The organism is Paracoccus liaowanqingii (genome assembly GCF_004683865.2).
In the GTDB taxonomy this organism is placed as follows: domain Bacteria; phylum Pseudomonadota; class Alphaproteobacteria; order Rhodobacterales; family Rhodobacteraceae; genus Paracoccus; species Paracoccus liaowanqingii.
Genome location: NZ_CP038439.1, coordinates 835,049 through 852,408, shown reverse-complemented (window position 1 = coordinate 852,408; position 17,360 = coordinate 835,049). Strand labels below are relative to the sequence as shown.

Genomic DNA, 17,360 nt, shown 5'->3' with positions numbered 1-17,360 from the left:
GATCCTATGGGGATGGGGCGGGTCCGGCGCGCGACCGGACCCGCGGGGCCTCATTCGGCCAGCGCGAAGGTTTCCAGCTGATCGGCATTGTCTGCGGTGATCAGGACGCAATCCATCAGCTACTTCTCGTCCAGGCCCGTCGTGCCGGTGCGCAGAGACGCGTCGGCCTGCTCGACCGCCAGCTGCGCCTGGCGGAAGGCCGGCTGCAGCACCGTCGCCTTGATGCCCCCCGCCTTGATGGAGTCGCGCACGTCGTTCGAGCCGTCGAAGCCCACCACGATCACGTCGGTCCGCCCCGCCGCCTCCAGCGCGGCCCAGGCTCCCATCGCCATCGTGTCGTTGCCCGAGATCACGCCCTTGATGTCGGGATGGGCCTGCAGCATCGTCTCCATCACCGTGAAGGCCTCGGTCTGCGACCAGTTGGCAGTCTGCTGGGCGACCATCTCCAGATCCGGATACTGGTCGATGATGTCGTGATAGCCCGACGACCGGATGCCGGCGTTGGTGTCGGCCTCGCGGCCCAGCAGTTCGGCATACTGCCCTTCCTCGCCCATCAGGCGGACGAACTCCTCGGCCCCCAGCTGCGCGCCCTGATAGTTGTTGGACACGATCTGGCTGACGGCGATGCCGCTTTCCTTAATCTCGCGGTCGATCAGGAAGGACGGAATGCCCGCATCCTTGGCCGATTGAACGGCGGCGACCGTGGCGTCGGCCCCGGCATTGTCCAGGATGATCGCCTTGGCCCCACGGGCGATGGCGGTGTTGAACAGCTATGATGAGATGGTCTTATGTGATTCTGTGGATGCTGGCCTCGATCTCGTCCCATTCGAGGACGCGTTTCCAGTCGTCGCGCATCAGCATCGGCTTGCCGAACTCGATGGCCTTGTTGCAGGCGTCCGAGAAGGCGCCCTGGCGTTCCTCGAAGATCACCGCGCCCAGGATGTTCATGTGGCCCAGCAGGAAGTCGCGGGCGCAGTCGTGGCTGACGCCGCTGCGGGCCACGCATTCGTCCATCGCCTCGCGCATCACCGACAGCAGGGACGCGCAGACGGTTTCCGACAGGCCCGGCTCCAGCATGGCCATCTGCCGCACGGTGGCGCGGTGGCTGCGGGCGACCGGGGCATAGATGGCCCGCGCGATGCGGTCGCCCAGGGCATAGTGATCCTCGGGGCCCTGCATCAGCGCGTTCACGACGCCCTGCTGCGCCGCGACGCCGCCGAAATGGTCGGCCCGGCCCTCGGGCGTGGATTCGTCGTTGAAGATCGGCGGGTGGCAGGGATGGGTGACGAAATAGGTCACGTCCGCGCGGTCGGGCAGATGGCCTGCGAAAGGCGCGGCGGCGTCCAGCACGACGACCATGGTGCCCGGCGCCAGCGTCGGCACGATCTGGGCGGCCACCGCGCGGATCACCGTGTCGGGCACGGCCAGGATGACCACCCCTGCCCCCTGCAGCGCCGCGTCGCGGTCGATGCAGTCGATGCCGAGCTCGGCCTTGAGGCGCGCGCGCCCGGCCTCGCCGATCTCGACATGGGCCACCTCGAAGTCGGAGCGGGCCAGGTTGGTCGCCAGCCGCACCCCCATCTTGCCCCCTGCCCCCAGCAGCGCCACCTTGGTCATCCGTCCCCCCGCCGCGCCGGAATCAACTTGCCTAACTGGTATGATGACATGATAAACACAAGGCCATGTCAAGCGCGGAGGAGGGGGCGGATGACGGATCGCCGGAACGGGCTGCGCATCGCCTGGCTGGGGGACGACTTCACCGGCTCGGCGGCGGTGATGGAGGTGCTGGCCTTCGCGGGCCTGCCCTCGGTCCTGTTCACCCAAGTCCCCGGGCCGGACCTGCGGGCGCGCTTCGCCGATGTCGCGGGCTTGGGGATCGCCACCACGGCGCGGGCCGAGGGGCCGGACTGGATGGCCGCGCATCTGCCCGGGCTGTTTCGCGCGCTGGACGCGCTGGACCCGGCGCTGATCCATTACAAGATCTGCTCGACCTTCGATTCCGCGCCGCATGCGGGCTCGATCGGGGCGGCGATCGCGGCGGGGCTGGCGGTGCGCCCCGCAAAGGCGGTGGCCCTGCTGACCGCGGCGCCCGCGATGCGGCGCTATCAGGCCTTCGGGCATCTGTTCGCGGGCGCGCCGGGCGGGGTGTTCCGGCTGGACCGACATCCGGTGATGGCCCACCACCCGGTCACGCCGATGGCTGAATCGGACCTGCTGGCGCATCTAGCGGCGCAGACCGACCTGCCCGGCGCGCTGATCGACCTGGAGGCGCTGGCCACGGATCCCCAGGCCCGGCTGGAGGCCGCGCTGGCGGACGGCGCGCGCATCCTGTCGATCGACAGCATGGAGCCCGGCAGCGAGGCCGCGGCGGGCGCGCTGATCTGGCACAACCGTGCCCGGATGGGGCTGGTCGCGGGCAGCCAGGGCGTCGAATACGCGTTGGTGCGGCACTGGCAGCGGACGGGCCAGATCCCGGCCGCCCCGCCGCCCGGATCGGCGGGGGCGGTGGACCGCATCGCGGTGGTGTCGGGCTCGGTCTCGCCGGTGACGGCGGCGCAGCTGGACTGGGCGGGGGGCCGGGGCTTCTCGCTGCTGCCCTTCGACGCCCGCACGGCCTGCGGCAGCGAGGCCGCGCTGGAGGCCGAGGTCGCGCGCCTGACCCGCGCCGGGCTGGCGGCGGCCGAGGCGGGGCAGAGCCCGCTGATCCATTCCGCCGCCGGGCATCGGGGCGACCAGGTGGCGGCGTTCCGCCATGCGCTGGCCGCCAGCGGCATGGCGCCCGACGTCGCGAACCGCCGCATCGGCGAGGCCCTGGGCCGGATCCTGGACCGGGTGCTGCGCGGGTCGCACATCCGGCGGGCGGTGATCTCGGGCGGGGACACCTCGGGGCATGCGATGCGGCAGTTGGGGCTGCAGGCGCTGACGGCGCTGGCCCCCACGATCCCGGGCGCGGCCCTGTGCCGGGCCTTTGGCGACGGCCCGCATGACGGGCTGGAGATCGCCTTGAAGGGCGGCCAGATGGGGTCGCAGGATTATTTCGGCTGGATCCGCGACGGCGGCGGCCCCCGCAGAGGAACCCCGGCATGAGCCAATCGATGATCCGCGTCACCTACCGCATCGAGACCCCCGGCGATCCGCGAGCCCTTGCCGCCAAGATCGCCGCCGACCAGTCCACCGGCACCTTCACCGAGCTGCCCGGAGAGACGGACGCCCTGCGCGCCCGCCATGCCGCCCGGGTCGAGGCGGTGACGATGCTGGAGCCCCTGCCCGCCCCCTCGCTGCCCGAGACGCAGGGCCATCCCGGCCCCTTCCGCCGCGCCAAGGCGGTGATCGCCTATCCGCTGGACAGCATCGGCACCGACCTGGCGGCGCTGATGACGGTGACGCTTGGCGGGGTCTTCGCGGCGCGCGGGCTGACCGGCATCCGCATCCTGGACCTGGACCTGCCGTCCGACTTCGCCTGCCATCCGGGGCCGCAGTTCGGGATCGAAGGCTCGCGCCGCCTGACAGGGGTGGCCGAGGGTCCGATCATCGCCTCGATCATCAAGCCGTCGCTTGGGCTGATCCCGGAGGAGACGGCAGGGGTCGTGCGGACGCTCTGCGACGCGGGCGTCGACTTCATCAAGGACGACGAGAAGATGATGAACCCCGCCTATGCGCCGCTCGACGCGCGGGTCGCGGCGATCATGCCGGTGATCCGCGACCACGAACAAAGGACGGGCAAGCGGGTGATGTATGCCTTTGGCATCTCGGCCGCCGATCCCGACGTGATGATGCGCCACCACGATCATGTTGTGGCTCAGGGCGGCACCGCGGCGGTGATCAACATCAACTCGATCGGGGCGGGAGGGATGGCCTTCCTGCGCAAGCGGTCGGCCTTGTGCCTGCACGCCCATCGCAACGGGTGGGACCTGCTGACCCGGCATCCGGGCTTCGGCTACGATTTCCGCCCCTATCAGAAGATCTGGCGCCTGCTGGGCGTGGACCAGTTCCAGATCAACGGCATCGCCGCGAAATACTGGGAGGGCGACGACAGCTTCGTGCGCTCGTTTGCCGACGTGACGACGCCGATCTTCTCGGAGGCCGACCGGGCGCTGCCGGTGGTCTGCTCGGGCCAATGGGGCGGGCAGGCCTTCGAGACCTGGCGCCGCACGGGGCAGACGCTGGACCTGATGTATCTGGGCGGCGGCGGCATCCACGGCCATCCCGGCGGCCCCGCCGCAGGGGTCCGCGCCATCCGCGCCGCATGGGCGGCGGCCAGCGAGGGCCTCACCCCCGATCAGGCCACCGCCCGGGATCCGGATCTGAAGGCGGCCTATGACCTGTGGGGCGGCTGAAACCTTGCTCCCGCTGGACAGCGTCGCGCGTTTCGAGGACTGTCAGGCGACCATGCGTGACATCAACATCAAGGCCATCGAGTGTTTCGAGACCGTCGCCCGGCAAGGGTCCGTCGGCGGGGCGGCGACGGAGCTGGGGGTGACGCCCTCGGCGGTCAGCCAGCAGATCCGCCTGCTGGAGGCGCAGTTCGGCGTCCGCCTGTTCCGGCGAGAGCGGCGCAAGCTGATCCTGACCCATGACGGCGACATCCTGTTCCAGACGGCCACCCATGCCTTCGGCTCGATCCGCAACGCCCGCAGCGCCATCATCCGGCAGCGCGACCTGCGCAACCTGATCCTGCGCGTCAGCCCCAGCTTCGGCGTGCGCTGGCTGGGGCCGCGCATCGGCGCCTTCCTGACCGCCAATCCGGAATGGGCGATCCGGGTCGACGCCACGCAGGACTTCACCTCGTTCGAGACCGAGATCGCGGATTTCGACCTGCGCTATGGACACGGGCAATGGGCGGGGCTGTCGGTCATGGGGGTGATGCACGATCTGGTCATGCCGATGTGCAGCCCCGACTATCGCGACCGGCTGCAGGGGATCTCGGACGACCCGGCCGAACAGCTGCGCCACGCGGTGCTGATCGACAGCGTCAAGACGATGTTCCGGTGGGACCTGTGGCTGTCGCTGAACGGGGTGGACCTGCCCGACCTGACCTATCCGATGGCCTTCGACCGATCCTCGATGTCGCTGGAGCTGGCGCGGCAGGGCATGGGCGTGGCGCTGGACAGCGTGAACCTGTGCCTGGCCGATGTGCAGCGCGGCGATCTGGTGCCCCTGTCGTTGGACTTTCCGGTGATCGACTTTCCCGCCTACTGGATGGTCTGCCCGTCGCGCCACCTGAACCGGCGGATCGTGGCGCGGTTCGCCGACTGGATCGCGGCGGCGGCCGAGGTCCACGAGGCCGAGGCAAGGGCCTGCCTGACGCAGCTGGGATGCCGCTTCAGGCAGGCCGAGCCCCCGGGCGCCGCTCAGTAGATGGTCAGCGCCGGCACATACGAGATCAGCATCAGCACGAACAGCGCCACCAGATAGAAGGGCACCAGCGCGCGCACGGTCTCTCCGATCCCCACCTTGGCGATGCCCGCCGAGATGAACAGCGTCGTGCCCACAGGCGGGGTGTAGAGCCCGATCGACAGGTTGACGACCATCATCAGGCCCAGCTGCACCGGGTCCATCCCGATCGCCTGCCCGATGCCCACGAACAGCGGCCCCAGCAGCAGGACCGCCGCCGGCAGGTCCAGGAACGCCCCCACGACCAGCATCACCAGGTTCAGCGCCAGGATGATCATCCACGGCTCGGACAGGGTGCCCGTGACCCACAGGGCCAGGTTCTGGGGCACCTGTTCGGCCGTCAGCAGCCACTGGATGGTGGAGGACGCCATGATGATCAGCATCACCGCGCCGGTCATCATCGCCGTTTCCACCGAGGCGTTCCACGCGCCGCGCCATGTCAGGTCGCGATAGATCAGCCCGCAGACGACCAGCGCATAGGCCACGGCCATGACGCTGACCTCGGTCGGGGTGGCCACGCCGAAGCGCAGCGTGCCGATGATGAAGACCGGCATCAGCAGCGCGGGAATGGCCATCAGCAACTGGCTGCGGAAGGCGCGGAACCCGCCGGGCAGCGGCGAGCGGGGCAGATCCTTGCGCCGCGCGACCCACCAGACGCAGGCGAACATGCCCAGTCCCAGCATCACGCCGGGCAGGATGCCCGCCACGAACAGGTCGATGATCGACACGTTCGCCACCAGCCCGTACAGGATCAGCGGGATCGAGGGCGGGATCAGCACCGAGATGGTCGAGGACGAGGCATTGACCGCCGCCGCGAAGCCGCCGGGATAGCCCGCCTTCTTCTGCACAGGGATCAGCGCGTTGCCCATCGCGGTGGCATCCGCCACGGCCGACCCCGACACGCCCCCGAACATCACCGAGCCGATGACCGAGACCTGCCCCAGCCCGCCCCGCAGGTTGCCCACGAAGAGCCGCGCGATATTGACCAAGTATTCGCCGAAACGTCCCTGCATCATCAGGCTGCCCGCCAGGATGAAGAACGGCACCGCCAGCATCGGGAAACTTTGCGTCGGCGAATAGAGGCGCTGCGCGATGACGGCCATCGGCCGCCCCTCCATCCACAGCGCGAAGGCGGTGCCGCCCAGCATGGCATGCGCCACCGGCACGGCCAGCGCCATCAGCGCGAAGAAGACGGCGATCATTGTGCTTGTCATGATGGTTCCCCCCTCAGCTCAGGCTGTTCGAGGCGGGATCGCGGTCCCAGGTCTGGCCGCCCCAGATCACCCGCAGGATGTCGATGCCCGCCAGCAGCGCCATGCCGCCGAAGGCATAGACGAGACTGGCATAGCCCCAGACCTGCGTGATCCCCAAGGTGGACAGGCGCTGGTATTGCGAGGCGACCAGGATCGGCCGGCTGCTGACCAGCACCGAGACCGAGATGATCACGATCAGCGCCTGCACGACGATCAGCAGGATCTGCGCGCCCCGCTCGCCCAGCATGCCGGGCAGCAGGGTGATGGCGATGTTGGCGCCGTTGGCCGCCGCGATCACGACGCCGCCCGCCACCAGCCAGGGCATCAGCAGCGCATGGATCTCGTAGGCCCAGGGAATGCCCCCCGCGAAGAAGTACCGCAGGATGACATTGACCAGCAGCGCCACGAACATGAAGGCCAGGCAGGACACGGCGATGACCTTGCCGCTGGCCTCGACGGCGCTGGCCACGCCGCCTGCGGCCCGCAGGACCGGGGGGGACGCGCCCCCCGGCCCCGGTTGCGGGGATTGCGGCTCCATCACTGGCCCGCCGCTTCGCGCAGGGCCGCGACCAGCTCGGGATAGCTGGCCGCATAGCTGTCATAGACCGAGGCGGTGGCGGCGATATAGGCGTCGCGATCGGCCTCGACGATGGTCACGCCCTCCGCCTCCATCGTGGCGCGCAGGGATTGCTCGGCCTCCAGCGACAGCTGGCGCTGCGTCTCGCCCGCCAGGCGCGTGGCCTCCAGCGCGCAGGTCTGCGTGGCCTCGTCCAGGCTCATCCACCAGCCCAGGCCGGCGACGACCGGGGTGGATTCGTACTTGTGCCCGGTCAGGGTGATGAACTTGGTGATGTCGTGGATCTGCGAGGAATAGATGTTCGTCAGCGGGTTCTCCTGCCCGTCGAAGACCCCCGATTGCAGCGCGGTCGGCAGTTCCGAGAAGGCCAGCGGCGCGGGCGAGGCGCCAAGCGCGCTGAAGATGTCTATGGTCATCTGGTCGGGGGGCGTGCGGATGTTCATGCCGGCCAGATCGGCGGGATCCTCGACGGTCTTGGTCATGTGGCTGACATGGCGGATGCCGTTGTCCCAGAAGCCCAGGATCTTCAGCCCCGCGTTCTGCGCGGCCGCGTCCAGCGTCTGGCCGACCTCGCCGTCCATCACCTCCCACGCGGTGGGCAGGTCGGGGAACAGGAAGGGCAGGCCCAGCAGCCCGATCTCGGGGACGATCTGGGACATGGCGCCCTGGCTGTTGGCGGTCACCTGGATGATGCCCGCGCTGGCCGAGGTCAGCATCTCGACATCGTCACCCATCGTGGCGGCGCCCGCCACGTTGACGGTGGTGCCTGGGGCGCAGGCGGCGAAGGCCTCGGCCCATGCGGTGGCCGCCACGTCGCGGGGATTGCCCGGCGCGGCGCCGTGGGCAAGGATCACCTGCTGGGCGCCGGCGGTGCCCGCCAGGGCCACGGACAGGGTCAGTGCGGTCAGGATTGTCTTGGTCATCGGTAGGTCCTCCCATTTGATGCATGTGTCACCCGCCGGCCCCTCCATTGGCCAGCGGCTTCGTTCTCAGTGGATCAGCGAGCCGCCGTTCACGTCGACCTCGGTGCCGGTGCAATAGGCCGACAGGTCGGAGGCCAGGAACAGCGCGCAGCCCGCGACATCCCTGGCCTCGCCCGCCCGGCCCATCGGGATGCCGGTCAGGATCGTCTCCATCATCTCGGGCGTCAGCTTGCCCGCGGTGATGTCGGTGGCGATGAAGCCGGGGCAGATCGCGTTGATGCGGATCTGGTCGGGCGCGAATTCCCGCGCCATCGCCTTGGTCAGGCCCAGCACGCCCGCCTTGGCCGCCGAGTAATGCGGCCCGCCGAAGATGCCGCCGCCGCGCTGCGCGCTGACCGAGGACATGTTGACGATGCTGCCCCCGCCCGCCTTCTGCATGACCGGCACCACGGCCTGCGTCATGTAGAGCGTGCCGCGCAGGTTCACGTCCAGCACCGCGTCGTAATGCGCCGCCTCGATCTGCAGCGATTTCAGCGGCTGCGTGATGCCCGCGTTGTTCACCAGGATGTCGATCCGGTCCCAGGCCAGCGTCAGCCGCTCGATGACGGCCTGACAGGCCGCCTTGTCTGTCACGTCGCAGGCCAGGCCCAGATGGCCCGCGCCCAGATCATCGGCCGCGGCCTGCGCCGCACCCTCGTTCAGGTCCAGGATCGCCACCGTCGCGCCGTGATCGGCGAACAGCTGCGCCGTGGCCTTGCCCAGGCCCCGGGCCGAGGCGGCGCCGGTGATGATCGCGTATTTTCCGTCCAGAAGTCCCATGAGTGTCTCCTCCCTTTCTGGCTTACAGCCAGCCCTTGATCTGTTCGGCCACCCGGTCGACGGACAGCCCGTACATGTCGTGCAAGGTCGGCAGCGCGCCGGCCTCGAGAAATTCGTCCGGCAGGCCGATCATCCGGAACTGCGGAGCGACGCCCTCCAGCATCAGCGTGGTGGCCACGGCCTCGCCCAGGCCGCCGATCACCGTGTGGTTCTCGGCGGTGACGACCAGACGGCCGCCCTTGCGCGCCTCGGCCAGGATCGTGGCGCGGTCCAGCGGCTTGATCGTCGGGACGTGCAGCACGGCCACCCCGATCCCGTCCGCCTCCAGCCGGACGGCGGCATCCAGCGCCCGCATCGTCATGATCCCGGTCGAGACGACCAGCACGTCGCCCCCCTCGCGGATCATCTGCGCGCGGCCCAGCTCGAACCTGTAGTCGGGCTTGTGGCGCCGCAGCACGTCGGGGACCTTGCCGCGCAGAAGCCGCGCATAGACCGGGCCGGGATGGGCCGCCATCGCCGGGACCATGCCTTGGATATCGGCCGCGTCGCAGGGATCGATGATCGTCATGTTGGGCAACCCGCGAAAGATCGCCAGATCCTCGGTCGCCTGATGGCTGGGGCCGTAGCCGGTGGTCAGGCCCGGCAGCGCGCAGCAGATCTTGACCGGCAGGTTCTCCTCGGCGATGGCCATGGCGATGAAGTCATAGGCGCGCCTGCTGGCAAAGACCGCATAGGTCGTGGCGAAGGGCAGGAACCCCTCGCGCGCCATCCCGGCAGCGGCAGACATCAGCAGCTGCTCGGCCATGCCCATCTGGTAGAACCGTTCCGGCATCGCCTGCGCCAGGATGTGCATGTCGGTATACTTGGCCAGATCGGCGGACAGGCCGACCACCCGGTCATCGGATTTCGCCAGCTCGACCAGCGCCTGCCCAAAGGGGGCGGCGACGGCGTCATAGCCTTCGGCGGCCAGCGAGGCGATCATCGCGGACGTGGCGGCCCGGGGGCCCTCGGGGGCGTGGCGGGCCTCGTACTTGCGGGCCTGGCTTGCATGGGTCATTGCGGTTGTCCTTCGTCCAGGATGGCCAGCGCGCGGTCCCATTCCTCGGCCTCGACGCGCACGAAGTGGTTGACTTCGCGGGCCTCCAGGAACGGCACGCCCTTGCACATGGTGGTGTCGAAGACGATCACCCGGGGCTGGGGGCCGTCATGGTTGCGCGCCGCGTCGAAGGCATCGCGCACCGCCTCGATGTCGTTGCCGTCCACCCGCTGCGTGTGCCAGCCGAAGGCGCGCCACTTGTCGGCGACGGGTTCGGCGGACAGGACCTGCGTGGAGGGGCCGTCGGCCTGCTGGTCGTTGAAATCGACGATGCAGATCAGGTTCGACAGGCTCTGCGCGCCCGCCGACATCGCGGCCTCCCAGGTGGAGCCCTCGCCCAGTTCGCCATCCGACATCAGGTTGATGACGAAGGCGGGGTTCTTCTTGTGGCGCAGGCCCATGGCCATGCCGACCGCGATCCCCAGCCCGTGGCCCAAGGATCCGCCGGTGATCTCCATCCCCGGCGTATAGGAGGCCATGCCCGACATGGGCATGCGGCTGTCATCCATGCCGTAGGTTTGGATCTCCTCCTCGGGCAGGATCCCGGCCTCGATCAGCACCGCATAGAGCGCGATGGCGTAATGGCCGATGGACAGCAGGAACCGGTCGCGCCCCTCCCATTCGGGATCCTCGGGGCGGTATTCCATCGTGTGGAAATAGGCCACCGCCAAGACGTCCGCGATGCCCAGAGCCTGGCCGATATAGCCCTGCCCCTGCACCTGTCCCATGCGCAAGGCGTGGCGGCGGATCGCCCAGGCCCGGCGGGCCAGCGAGATGTTCGACCCGTGAAGGGGCCGGTCTGTCGCGTTCATGTCATCCTCCCTGCGGGTCCTCCGACCCAAGGGAAAGGTAACCGAACGGGACCGCTTCGTATCGACGGTAAAATTGACGGTTTGCGTAGATAAACTACATTGATCGAGCGGGTCCAACGGTCGAAGCTGGGTGGCACCTTGGGAGGGGATCATCATGAAGCTTGGGCTGGGCAGTTATGCCTTCCGGTGGAACATCGGCATCGGGGATCAGCATCCGCCGCGCCCGATGACCGCCTTTGACCTGCTGGACGAGGCGCATTCGCGCGGCCTTGGCGTCGTGCAATATGCCGACAACCTGCCCCTGGACCGCCTCTCGGACGACGAGCATCATCGTCTGGCCCGGATCGCCGCCGATCGCGGCATGACGCTGGAACTGGGCACGCAGTCCTTCGATGCCGACCAGGTGGCGCGCTATCTGGTCATCGGCCGGCGTATCGGCGCCTGCATCCTGCGCGTGGCGCTGGACGAGGCCGACGCGCGGATGCCGGTCGCGGATCTGGCCCAACAGCTGCGGCCCCTGCTGCAGGATGCCCGGGATGCCGGCATCCGCATCGCCATCGAGAACCACTTCAACTACCCCTCGCCGCGCATGGTCGAATTGCTGGAGACCGTGGACGACCCGCAGCTTGGCGTCTGCCTCGATGTCGCGAATTCGATCTGCGCCGGCGAATGGACCGAGGAGACGGTAGGCCTCTTGGCCCCCTGGACGATCAACCTGCACCTCAAGGACTATGTGATCACGCCAGACCCCCATGGCGTGGGCTTCCGCATCCAGGGCGTGCCCCTCGGACAGGGCCGGGCGCCGCTGGATTGGGTCCTGACGCAACTGGGGCATTGCCCCCCCGAGACAAGCTGCATCCTGGAACACTGGCTGCCCCTGGGCGGCGACCCGCAGGCCGCGCGGGCGCAGGAGCGGCCGTGGCTGGACCAGACCGTCGCCCATGCCCGCCGCATCGTCACCTGAGGAGGGATCATGAACGACCACCCCACCAAGCGGCTGCTGAACGCGCCCGCGGACATCGTCACCGAGGCCCTGGCCGGCATGATCGCCGCGCATCCCGATCTTCTGGCGCTGGAGGGGCCGACGGGCCGCGCCGTGGTGGCCGTCGACGGCCCGCGCGACGGCAAGGTCGGCATTGTCATCGGAGGCGGATCCGGGCACGAGCCGGCCTTCGCGGGCTATGTCGGCCGAGGGCTGGCCGATGCCGCCGCGGTGGGCAACGTCTTTGCCTCGCCCGGACCGCAGCAGATCCTGGATGCGGCCCGCGCGGTCGAAGGGGGCACGGGGGTCCTCTTTCTCTACGGCAACTACACCTGCGACGTGATGAACTTCGACATGGCGGTCGAGGCGTGCGCGGCCGAAGGCATCCCGGCCAGGTCGCTTGCGGTGACCGACGACGTGGCCTCTGCCCCGCGCGACCGCGCGGGTGACCGACGTGGGATCGCCGGGGACTTCTTCGTCTTCAAGATCGCGGGCGCCGCGGCCGACGCCGGTCGTGATCTTGAGGAATGCCTGGCTGCCGCGCGCGCCGCAAATGCAGCAACGCGGACCATGGGCGTGGCCCTGACCCCCTGCGCGATGCCCCAGACCGGTCAGGCGCACTTCGCCATCGCGCCGGACAGCATGGAGATCGGGATGGGCATTCACGGCGAGCCCGGCATGCGATCCGCGCCCCTCGGTCGGGCCGACGACCTTGCGGATGAACTGATCGAAACGATCCTCGACGATCTCGACGCACGGCGGAATGACCGGGTGGCGGTGCTGGTCAACGGCCTGGGCGCGACGGGCCAGCTGGAGCTGTACATCCTGAACCGCCGTGTCGCGCAGGTGCTGGCGGATCGCGGCATCACCGTGCACCGGACCTGGGTCGGGGAATACTGCACGTCGCTGGACATGGCGGGGGCCTCGGTCACGCTGATGCGGCTGGACGATGATCTGGCAGCATTGCTGGACCGCCCCTGCCGGACGGTTGCGTTGACAGTCGGTGAGACACCCACCCCAGTCGCCCGGCGCCGCGACCGTCCGGCCCGTGGCCCTGCCCCCACCGCAAAGCGGAAGGTGCAGGGCCGGTCAACGCTCGCCACCGACGGCACGGTGACGCCGCAGGTCTTCCGCGCGATGATGGGGGGCGCCGCACAGGCGATCAGCGATCAGCGCGACTGGCTGTCCCGGCTGGACGGAGTCATCGGTGACGGCGATCACGGCATCACCATGGAGATCGGCTGGACCGCCATCACCCGCGTTCTCGACGAGGCACCTGCCGACGCGACGATCACCGACCTCTGCGACCGCATGTCAACGGCGTTTCTCGATGCGGTCGGCGCCTCGACAGGCCCGCTTTATGCCAGCGCCTTTGCGGCGGCGGGTGCGGCCGTTTCCGACCGGTTGAACCTCGACGGTCCCGCGATGGCGGCCTGGATCAGGGGGATGTGCGACGGCATCGTGTCGCGCGGCGGGGCGGCCTTGGGCGACAAGACGATGATCGACGCCTGGTTGCCTGCCGCCGATGCCGCCTCGGCGCACGATGCCGATCCCGTATCGGCGCTGAAGGCGGCCGCAAATGCTGCTGCAGGGGGCCGCGACCGCACCGCGCAGATGGAAAGTCGGCGTGGGCGTTCTGCCAAACTGGGAGCGAGGTCGCTTGGCCATATCGATCCGGGGGCGGCATCGGCCTGCCTCATCCTGGAGTCCATGAAACAGTATCTCGGATAGGTGAGCAAAGCGTCCGCCACTCACATAGGTGGCGGACGCATGATCTTGCGGCAGTGGCCGCCAGATCAGACGCTGCGGGCCTGTGCCTCGTGCCGGCCTTCTGCGAATTCCTCGATCAGCTTGGCGCAGAACGCCGGAAGGTCGTCGGGGGTGCGGCTGGTCACCAGACCGCTGTCCGTCATGACCTCCTTGTCCACCCAGGTTGCCCCGGCATTGGTGATGTCGGTCCTGAGGCTCGGATAGGACGTGATCGTGCGACCCGTGAGGACGCCGGCTTCGATCAGCACCCACGGGGCATGGCAGATGGCGCCGACCGGTTTTCCCTGGGCGAAGAAGTCGCGGACGAATGCGACGATTGCCTCGTCGCCGCGCAAGGTATCCGCGCCGACCGTACCGCCGGGAATGACCAATCCGTGAAAGTCGTCGGCCGAGACGGAGCCGACCGCACTGTCTATCTCGTGGTCGGATCCGGGATCGAGATCGCCGTTTACGGTCTGGGCCGTGCCGGTCTGCGTGCTGATGACCCAGACCGTCGCACCCGCATCCCGCAAGGCTGCCAGGGGCTTGGCAAATTCGGGCTCTTCGGTGCCGCGGGGCGACACGAGGAGGGCGATGGTCTTTCCAGTGAGCGTCATGGAGCGTTCCTTTGGGGATATGAATGCGGTTGGGCGCGGGGGTGTCTCCCCTGCCTTGGCTGCAGGAACGTCGGCGACGGGGGGCATGGTTCCGGGCATCGGACAGGCTGCCAGCCGTCGGAACCTGCGATGTCAGCAACCGTTGGGGACCAAGCGCAAGCGCAACCAAAGGACATGATCATGACCGACGCCCCGAAAATTCCGGCGCAGCATCAGGGCGCGATGCCCGCTGACGAGCACAAGATGGATCCCGCCCCCGATTACATGCCCCGCCATCCCGGTGTCGGCAAGCTGAAGGGCAAGGTGGCGCTGATCACCGGCGGTGACAGCGGCATCGGGCGTGCCGTGGCCGTCCTGTTCGCCCGCGAAGGGGCCAAGGTCGCCATCGCCTATCTGGACGAGCAGACCGATGCCGAGGAGACCGGACGCCTGATCGAGGCCGAGGGCGCGCAGGCACTGCTGATCCCCGGCGATCTGGGCGTCAAGGCCCATGCGACCCATGCCGTAGAGAAGACGGTGGAGGCCTTCGGCCAGCTGGACATCCTGGTCAACAACGCGGCGATGCAATGGGTCGACGAGGACCTGACCGAGCTGTCCGAAAAGCGCCTGCGCCGCATGATGGACAGCAACGTCATGTCCTATTTCTTCTGCACGCAGGCCGCCTTGCCGCATCTGAAGGAGGGCGCCTGCATCGTCAACACAAGCTCGGTCAATGCGTTCAGGGGCAATGACAGCCTGATCGCCTATTCCACGACCCGTGGCGCCTCGTTGGCCTTCAGCCGGTCCATGGCGTCGAACCTGCTGGACAGGGGCGTCCGCGTGAACGCCGTCGCCCCGGGTCCGATCTGGACCCCCTTCATCCCCGGATCGATGCCCGCCGAGATGGTCGAGGACTTCGGATCCCAGGCCCCGATGGGGCGCGCGGGCCAGCCATGGGAGGTGGCGACGGCCTTCCTGTTCCTGGCCTCCTCGGATGGCAGCTATTTCACCGGGCAGACCCTGCATCCCAATGGCGGGATGATCGTCGGCGGCTGAGGGGGCCGTCGGCCAGTCCCGGGGTCAGCGGTCGTGTCTTGCGACAGGGATCCCGGGGACGCCACGACCATGATCGTGCCCGACGCGGGGCGGCCTTCCGAACACAAGACAATTGCGAGGGACAGTATCGCCTGGCGTCGCGCCTTGGCTCGCCTTGGCGCGACATTCGGTCGCTGGCCCTGTTCGCGTTGAGGACAACCGGCCTCGCAACCAGCCTCATCGTGCCGCGTTCTGCCGGGCACGACCCGAGGTGACATGACCGTCGCAGGGTAGAGAGACACAGGAACAGCATCGTGGATTTTGGACTTTCAGGCAAAACTGCTCTGGTGACAGGCGCAACGGGGGGGATCGGCCGTGCCACGGCGCAGTTCCTGATCGAAGAGGGCGTCAAGGTCACCCTGTCGGACATGGACAAGGACAGGCTTGCCGCCTTGGCAGATCAAATGGGCGCCGAACATTGTGCCGCCGATCTGTCCAGCGCCGCGGGATGCCGGGATCTGGTGGCGCAGGCGGGAACCGGCTTCGACATCTGGGTCCACGCAACCGGAGTCACCGGTGCCAAGGGCGATCCTCTGCAGATGAGCGATGCGGATTGGCAGGATGCGCTGGACATCGATTTCCTGTCCGCCGTCCGCCTCGCCCGGGACCTGTGCCCGCCGATGATCGCGCGGGCCTGGGGACGCGTGGTCTTTGTCACCTCCGAGAACGTGGCGCAGCCCTATCCGGATGAAACTGTCTACAACTCGGCCAAATCCGCGCTGCTCAGCTTTTCCAAGAGCGTCGCGATGCAGCATTCGAAATCCGGGCTGCTGGTCAATTGCGTGGCCCCTGCCTTCATCGAGACGCCGATGACCGACGGCATGATGGAAAAGCGCGCCGCAGAGCTGGACTGTTCGAGGGACGAGGCGGTCGAGAGCTTCCTGAAGGAGGATCGCCCCTACCTGGTGCTGGAACGTCGCGGCAGGCCGGAGGAGGTCGCGGCCGTCATCGCCATGCTGTGCAGCACGCAGGCGTCCTTCGTGACCGGGTCGAACTGGCGCGTGGATGGCGGCTCGGTCGGATCGATCAACGTATGATCCCTGCACCCCAGGGGTGGGATGCCCTCGTCGCCCATATCGGGGCGCATCCGGTCGAGGGCGCGCCTGCAGACATGCGGGCAGCCTTCGAGGCACTGTCCTGCGGCGGGCCTTCCGGACATCCCATGACCTTGGGCGGCATCGAGTGTCGGCGCCATGGACCTGACCGGGGACATCCGATCCTGTGGCTGCACGGCGGCGGCCTTGTCTTCGGATCCCCGGCCAGCCATGCCGCCGGTGCGTCCCATCTGTCGAGGCTGACGGGGCGTCCGGTCATCCTGCCGGCCTATCGGCTGGCACCCGAACACCCTTGGCCCGCGCCGCTCGAGGACGCCGCAGCAGTGCTGCGCGCCTTGGGCCGGGCCGATGTGGTCGGCGACAGTGCGGGGGGAATGCTGGCGCTGAACCTGGCGCAAGGCGATTCGGCTGCCGTCACGGCGCTTGGACTGATCTCGCCCAACACCGATCGCACCGGGGCCAGCCTCACGCGCCGCGCGCAGTCCGACCTTGACCTGATGAATGACGACGCCACCGACCTCCGTCTGGCGCGGATGGCCTTCGGAGAGGATCCGGCGGCCCGGGACGGGGCCTCGCCGCTGCAGGGCGATCTGTCGCACCTGCCCCCCGTCTGGATCACCGCGGCCACGTCGGAGGTCCTGCTGGACGACACGCTGCTGCTGGTCCGCGCGCTTGGCCTGGCCGGGCGGCCGGTGGAGGCGCATGTCGAACCCGGCCTGTGCCATATGTGGACCCTGTGGCCAAATGCCTTGGACCAGACCCGCCGCACCTATGCATCGCTGGCGGAGTTTCTGAACCGGACCACCGCGGAGGTGCGGGAGACCTGACATCCTTCTCCGGTTTGCGCACCCCTTGGTGCCAAGGCCCGGCGTGGGTCCCGTCGCATGGTTTTCCGGCCATCTTTTATCAGGTAGAGTGAGCCCCACTAACACCGTAAGGATGAACGCTAAAATGCGCCTTCGGCGCCGGAGACGGAAGGTCTGTTCAAGACGGGACGTCGCCGGTACCG

The 17,360-nt window shown here is 68.5% G+C and carries 17 protein-coding genes; 8 read left to right on the top strand and 9 right to left on the bottom strand.

Going from position 1 to position 17,360, the window contains the following annotated elements:
* Positions 1–119: 119 nt before the first annotated feature.
* Positions 120–755, bottom strand: coding sequence for a D-ribose ABC transporter substrate-binding protein (locus E4191_RS04075; protein ID WP_228461670.1), 636 nt, complete (start codon positions 753–755; stop codon positions 120–122).
* 31 nt (positions 756–786) lie between these two features.
* Positions 787–1,617 (bottom strand): phosphogluconate dehydrogenase C-terminal domain-containing protein, encoded by an 831-nt coding sequence (locus E4191_RS04070; protein ID WP_135312265.1) that lies wholly within the window; start codon positions 1,615–1,617, stop codon positions 787–789.
* Between the two features lie 90 nt (positions 1,618–1,707).
* Between E4191_RS04070 and E4191_RS04065 the strand changes: the two genes are divergently transcribed.
* The 3 genes from E4191_RS04065 to E4191_RS04055 are packed head-to-tail and all read left to right on the top strand — an operon-like array spanning position 1,708 to position 5,358.
* Positions 1,708–3,087 (top strand): four-carbon acid sugar kinase family protein, encoded by a 1,380-nt coding sequence (locus tag E4191_RS04065; RefSeq protein ID WP_135312264.1) that lies wholly within the window; start codon positions 1,708–1,710, stop codon positions 3,085–3,087.
* Positions 3,084–4,337 (top strand): 3-oxo-isoapionate-4-phosphate decarboxylase OiaX, encoded by a 1,254-nt coding sequence (oiaX, locus tag E4191_RS04060; protein ID WP_228461528.1) that lies wholly within the window; start codon positions 3,084–3,086, stop codon positions 4,335–4,337. The genes E4191_RS04065 and oiaX overlap by 4 nt, the downstream gene beginning before the upstream one ends.
* A gap of 52 nt (positions 4,338–4,389) precedes the next feature.
* Entirely contained in the window at positions 4,390–5,358 is a 969-nt protein-coding gene (locus E4191_RS04055) for a LysR family transcriptional regulator (RefSeq protein WP_135312263.1), read from the top strand.
* Here the strand turns inward: E4191_RS04055 and E4191_RS04050 are convergent.
* The 6 genes from E4191_RS04050 to E4191_RS04025 all read right to left on the bottom strand — a co-directional run bounded on the left by E4191_RS04050 (position 5,352) and on the right by E4191_RS04025 (position 10,874).
* Positions 5,352–6,608, bottom strand: a complete 1,257-nt coding sequence (locus E4191_RS04050; protein ID WP_135312262.1) for a TRAP transporter large permease — start codon at positions 6,606–6,608, stop codon at positions 5,352–5,354. The genes E4191_RS04055 and E4191_RS04050 overlap by 7 nt on opposite strands.
* A 13-nt stretch (positions 6,609–6,621) precedes the next feature.
* Positions 6,622–7,185, bottom strand: a complete 564-nt coding sequence (locus tag E4191_RS04045; RefSeq protein WP_135312261.1) for a TRAP transporter small permease — start codon at positions 7,183–7,185, stop codon at positions 6,622–6,624.
* On the bottom strand, positions 7,185–8,147 hold the full coding sequence (locus E4191_RS04040) for a TRAP transporter substrate-binding protein (protein WP_135312260.1): 963 nt from the start codon (positions 8,145–8,147) through the stop codon (positions 7,185–7,187). Before E4191_RS04040 ends, E4191_RS04045 begins: the two co-directional genes overlap by 1 nt.
* Positions 8,148–8,213: 66 nt before the next feature.
* Entirely contained in the window at positions 8,214–8,966 is a 753-nt protein-coding gene (locus E4191_RS04035; protein WP_135312259.1) for an SDR family NAD(P)-dependent oxidoreductase, read from the bottom strand.
* Between the two features lie 22 nt (positions 8,967–8,988).
* On the bottom strand, positions 8,989–10,023 hold the full coding sequence (locus tag E4191_RS04030; protein ID WP_135312258.1) for a transketolase family protein: 1,035 nt from the start codon (positions 10,021–10,023) through the stop codon (positions 8,989–8,991).
* The gene (locus E4191_RS04025; protein WP_135312257.1) at positions 10,020–10,874 is read right to left on the bottom strand and encodes a transketolase; all 855 of its coding nucleotides are present in this window, start codon (positions 10,872–10,874) and stop codon (positions 10,020–10,022) included. Before E4191_RS04025 ends, E4191_RS04030 begins: the two co-directional genes overlap by 4 nt.
* Positions 10,875–11,028: 154 nt before the next feature.
* On the opposite strand from E4191_RS04025, the gene E4191_RS04020 reads away from it, so the two are divergent.
* Positions 11,029–11,838: a sugar phosphate isomerase/epimerase family protein gene (locus E4191_RS04020; protein WP_135312256.1), complete on the top strand. Its 810-nt coding sequence runs from the start codon at positions 11,029–11,031 to the stop codon at positions 11,836–11,838.
* 9 nt (positions 11,839–11,847) lie between these two features.
* Positions 11,848–13,587: a dihydroxyacetone kinase subunit DhaL gene (dhaL, locus tag E4191_RS04015; protein WP_135312255.1), complete on the top strand. Its 1,740-nt coding sequence runs from the start codon at positions 11,848–11,850 to the stop codon at positions 13,585–13,587.
* 65 nt (positions 13,588–13,652) lie between these two features.
* On the opposite strand, the gene E4191_RS04010 is transcribed toward dhaL, so the two are convergent.
* The gene (locus E4191_RS04010) at positions 13,653–14,222 is read right to left on the bottom strand and encodes a type 1 glutamine amidotransferase domain-containing protein (protein WP_135312254.1); all 570 of its coding nucleotides are present in this window, start codon (positions 14,220–14,222) and stop codon (positions 13,653–13,655) included.
* A gap of 180 nt (positions 14,223–14,402) precedes the next feature.
* Between E4191_RS04010 and E4191_RS04005 the strand changes: the two genes are divergently transcribed.
* The 3 genes from E4191_RS04005 to E4191_RS03995 all read left to right on the top strand — a co-directional run bounded on the left by E4191_RS04005 (position 14,403) and on the right by E4191_RS03995 (position 17,178).
* Entirely contained in the window at positions 14,403–15,257 is an 855-nt protein-coding gene (locus E4191_RS04005; protein WP_135312253.1) for a glucose 1-dehydrogenase, read from the top strand.
* Between the two features lie 326 nt (positions 15,258–15,583).
* Complete coding sequence (locus E4191_RS04000) at positions 15,584–16,333, top strand: SDR family NAD(P)-dependent oxidoreductase (protein ID WP_231714309.1); 750 nt, start codon at positions 15,584–15,586, stop codon at positions 16,331–16,333.
* The gene (locus E4191_RS03995) at positions 16,330–17,178 is read left to right on the top strand and encodes an alpha/beta hydrolase fold domain-containing protein (RefSeq protein ID WP_135312251.1); all 849 of its coding nucleotides are present in this window, start codon (positions 16,330–16,332) and stop codon (positions 17,176–17,178) included. The genes E4191_RS04000 and E4191_RS03995 overlap by 4 nt, the downstream gene beginning before the upstream one ends.
* The last annotated feature ends 182 nt before the right edge of the window (positions 17,179–17,360 follow it).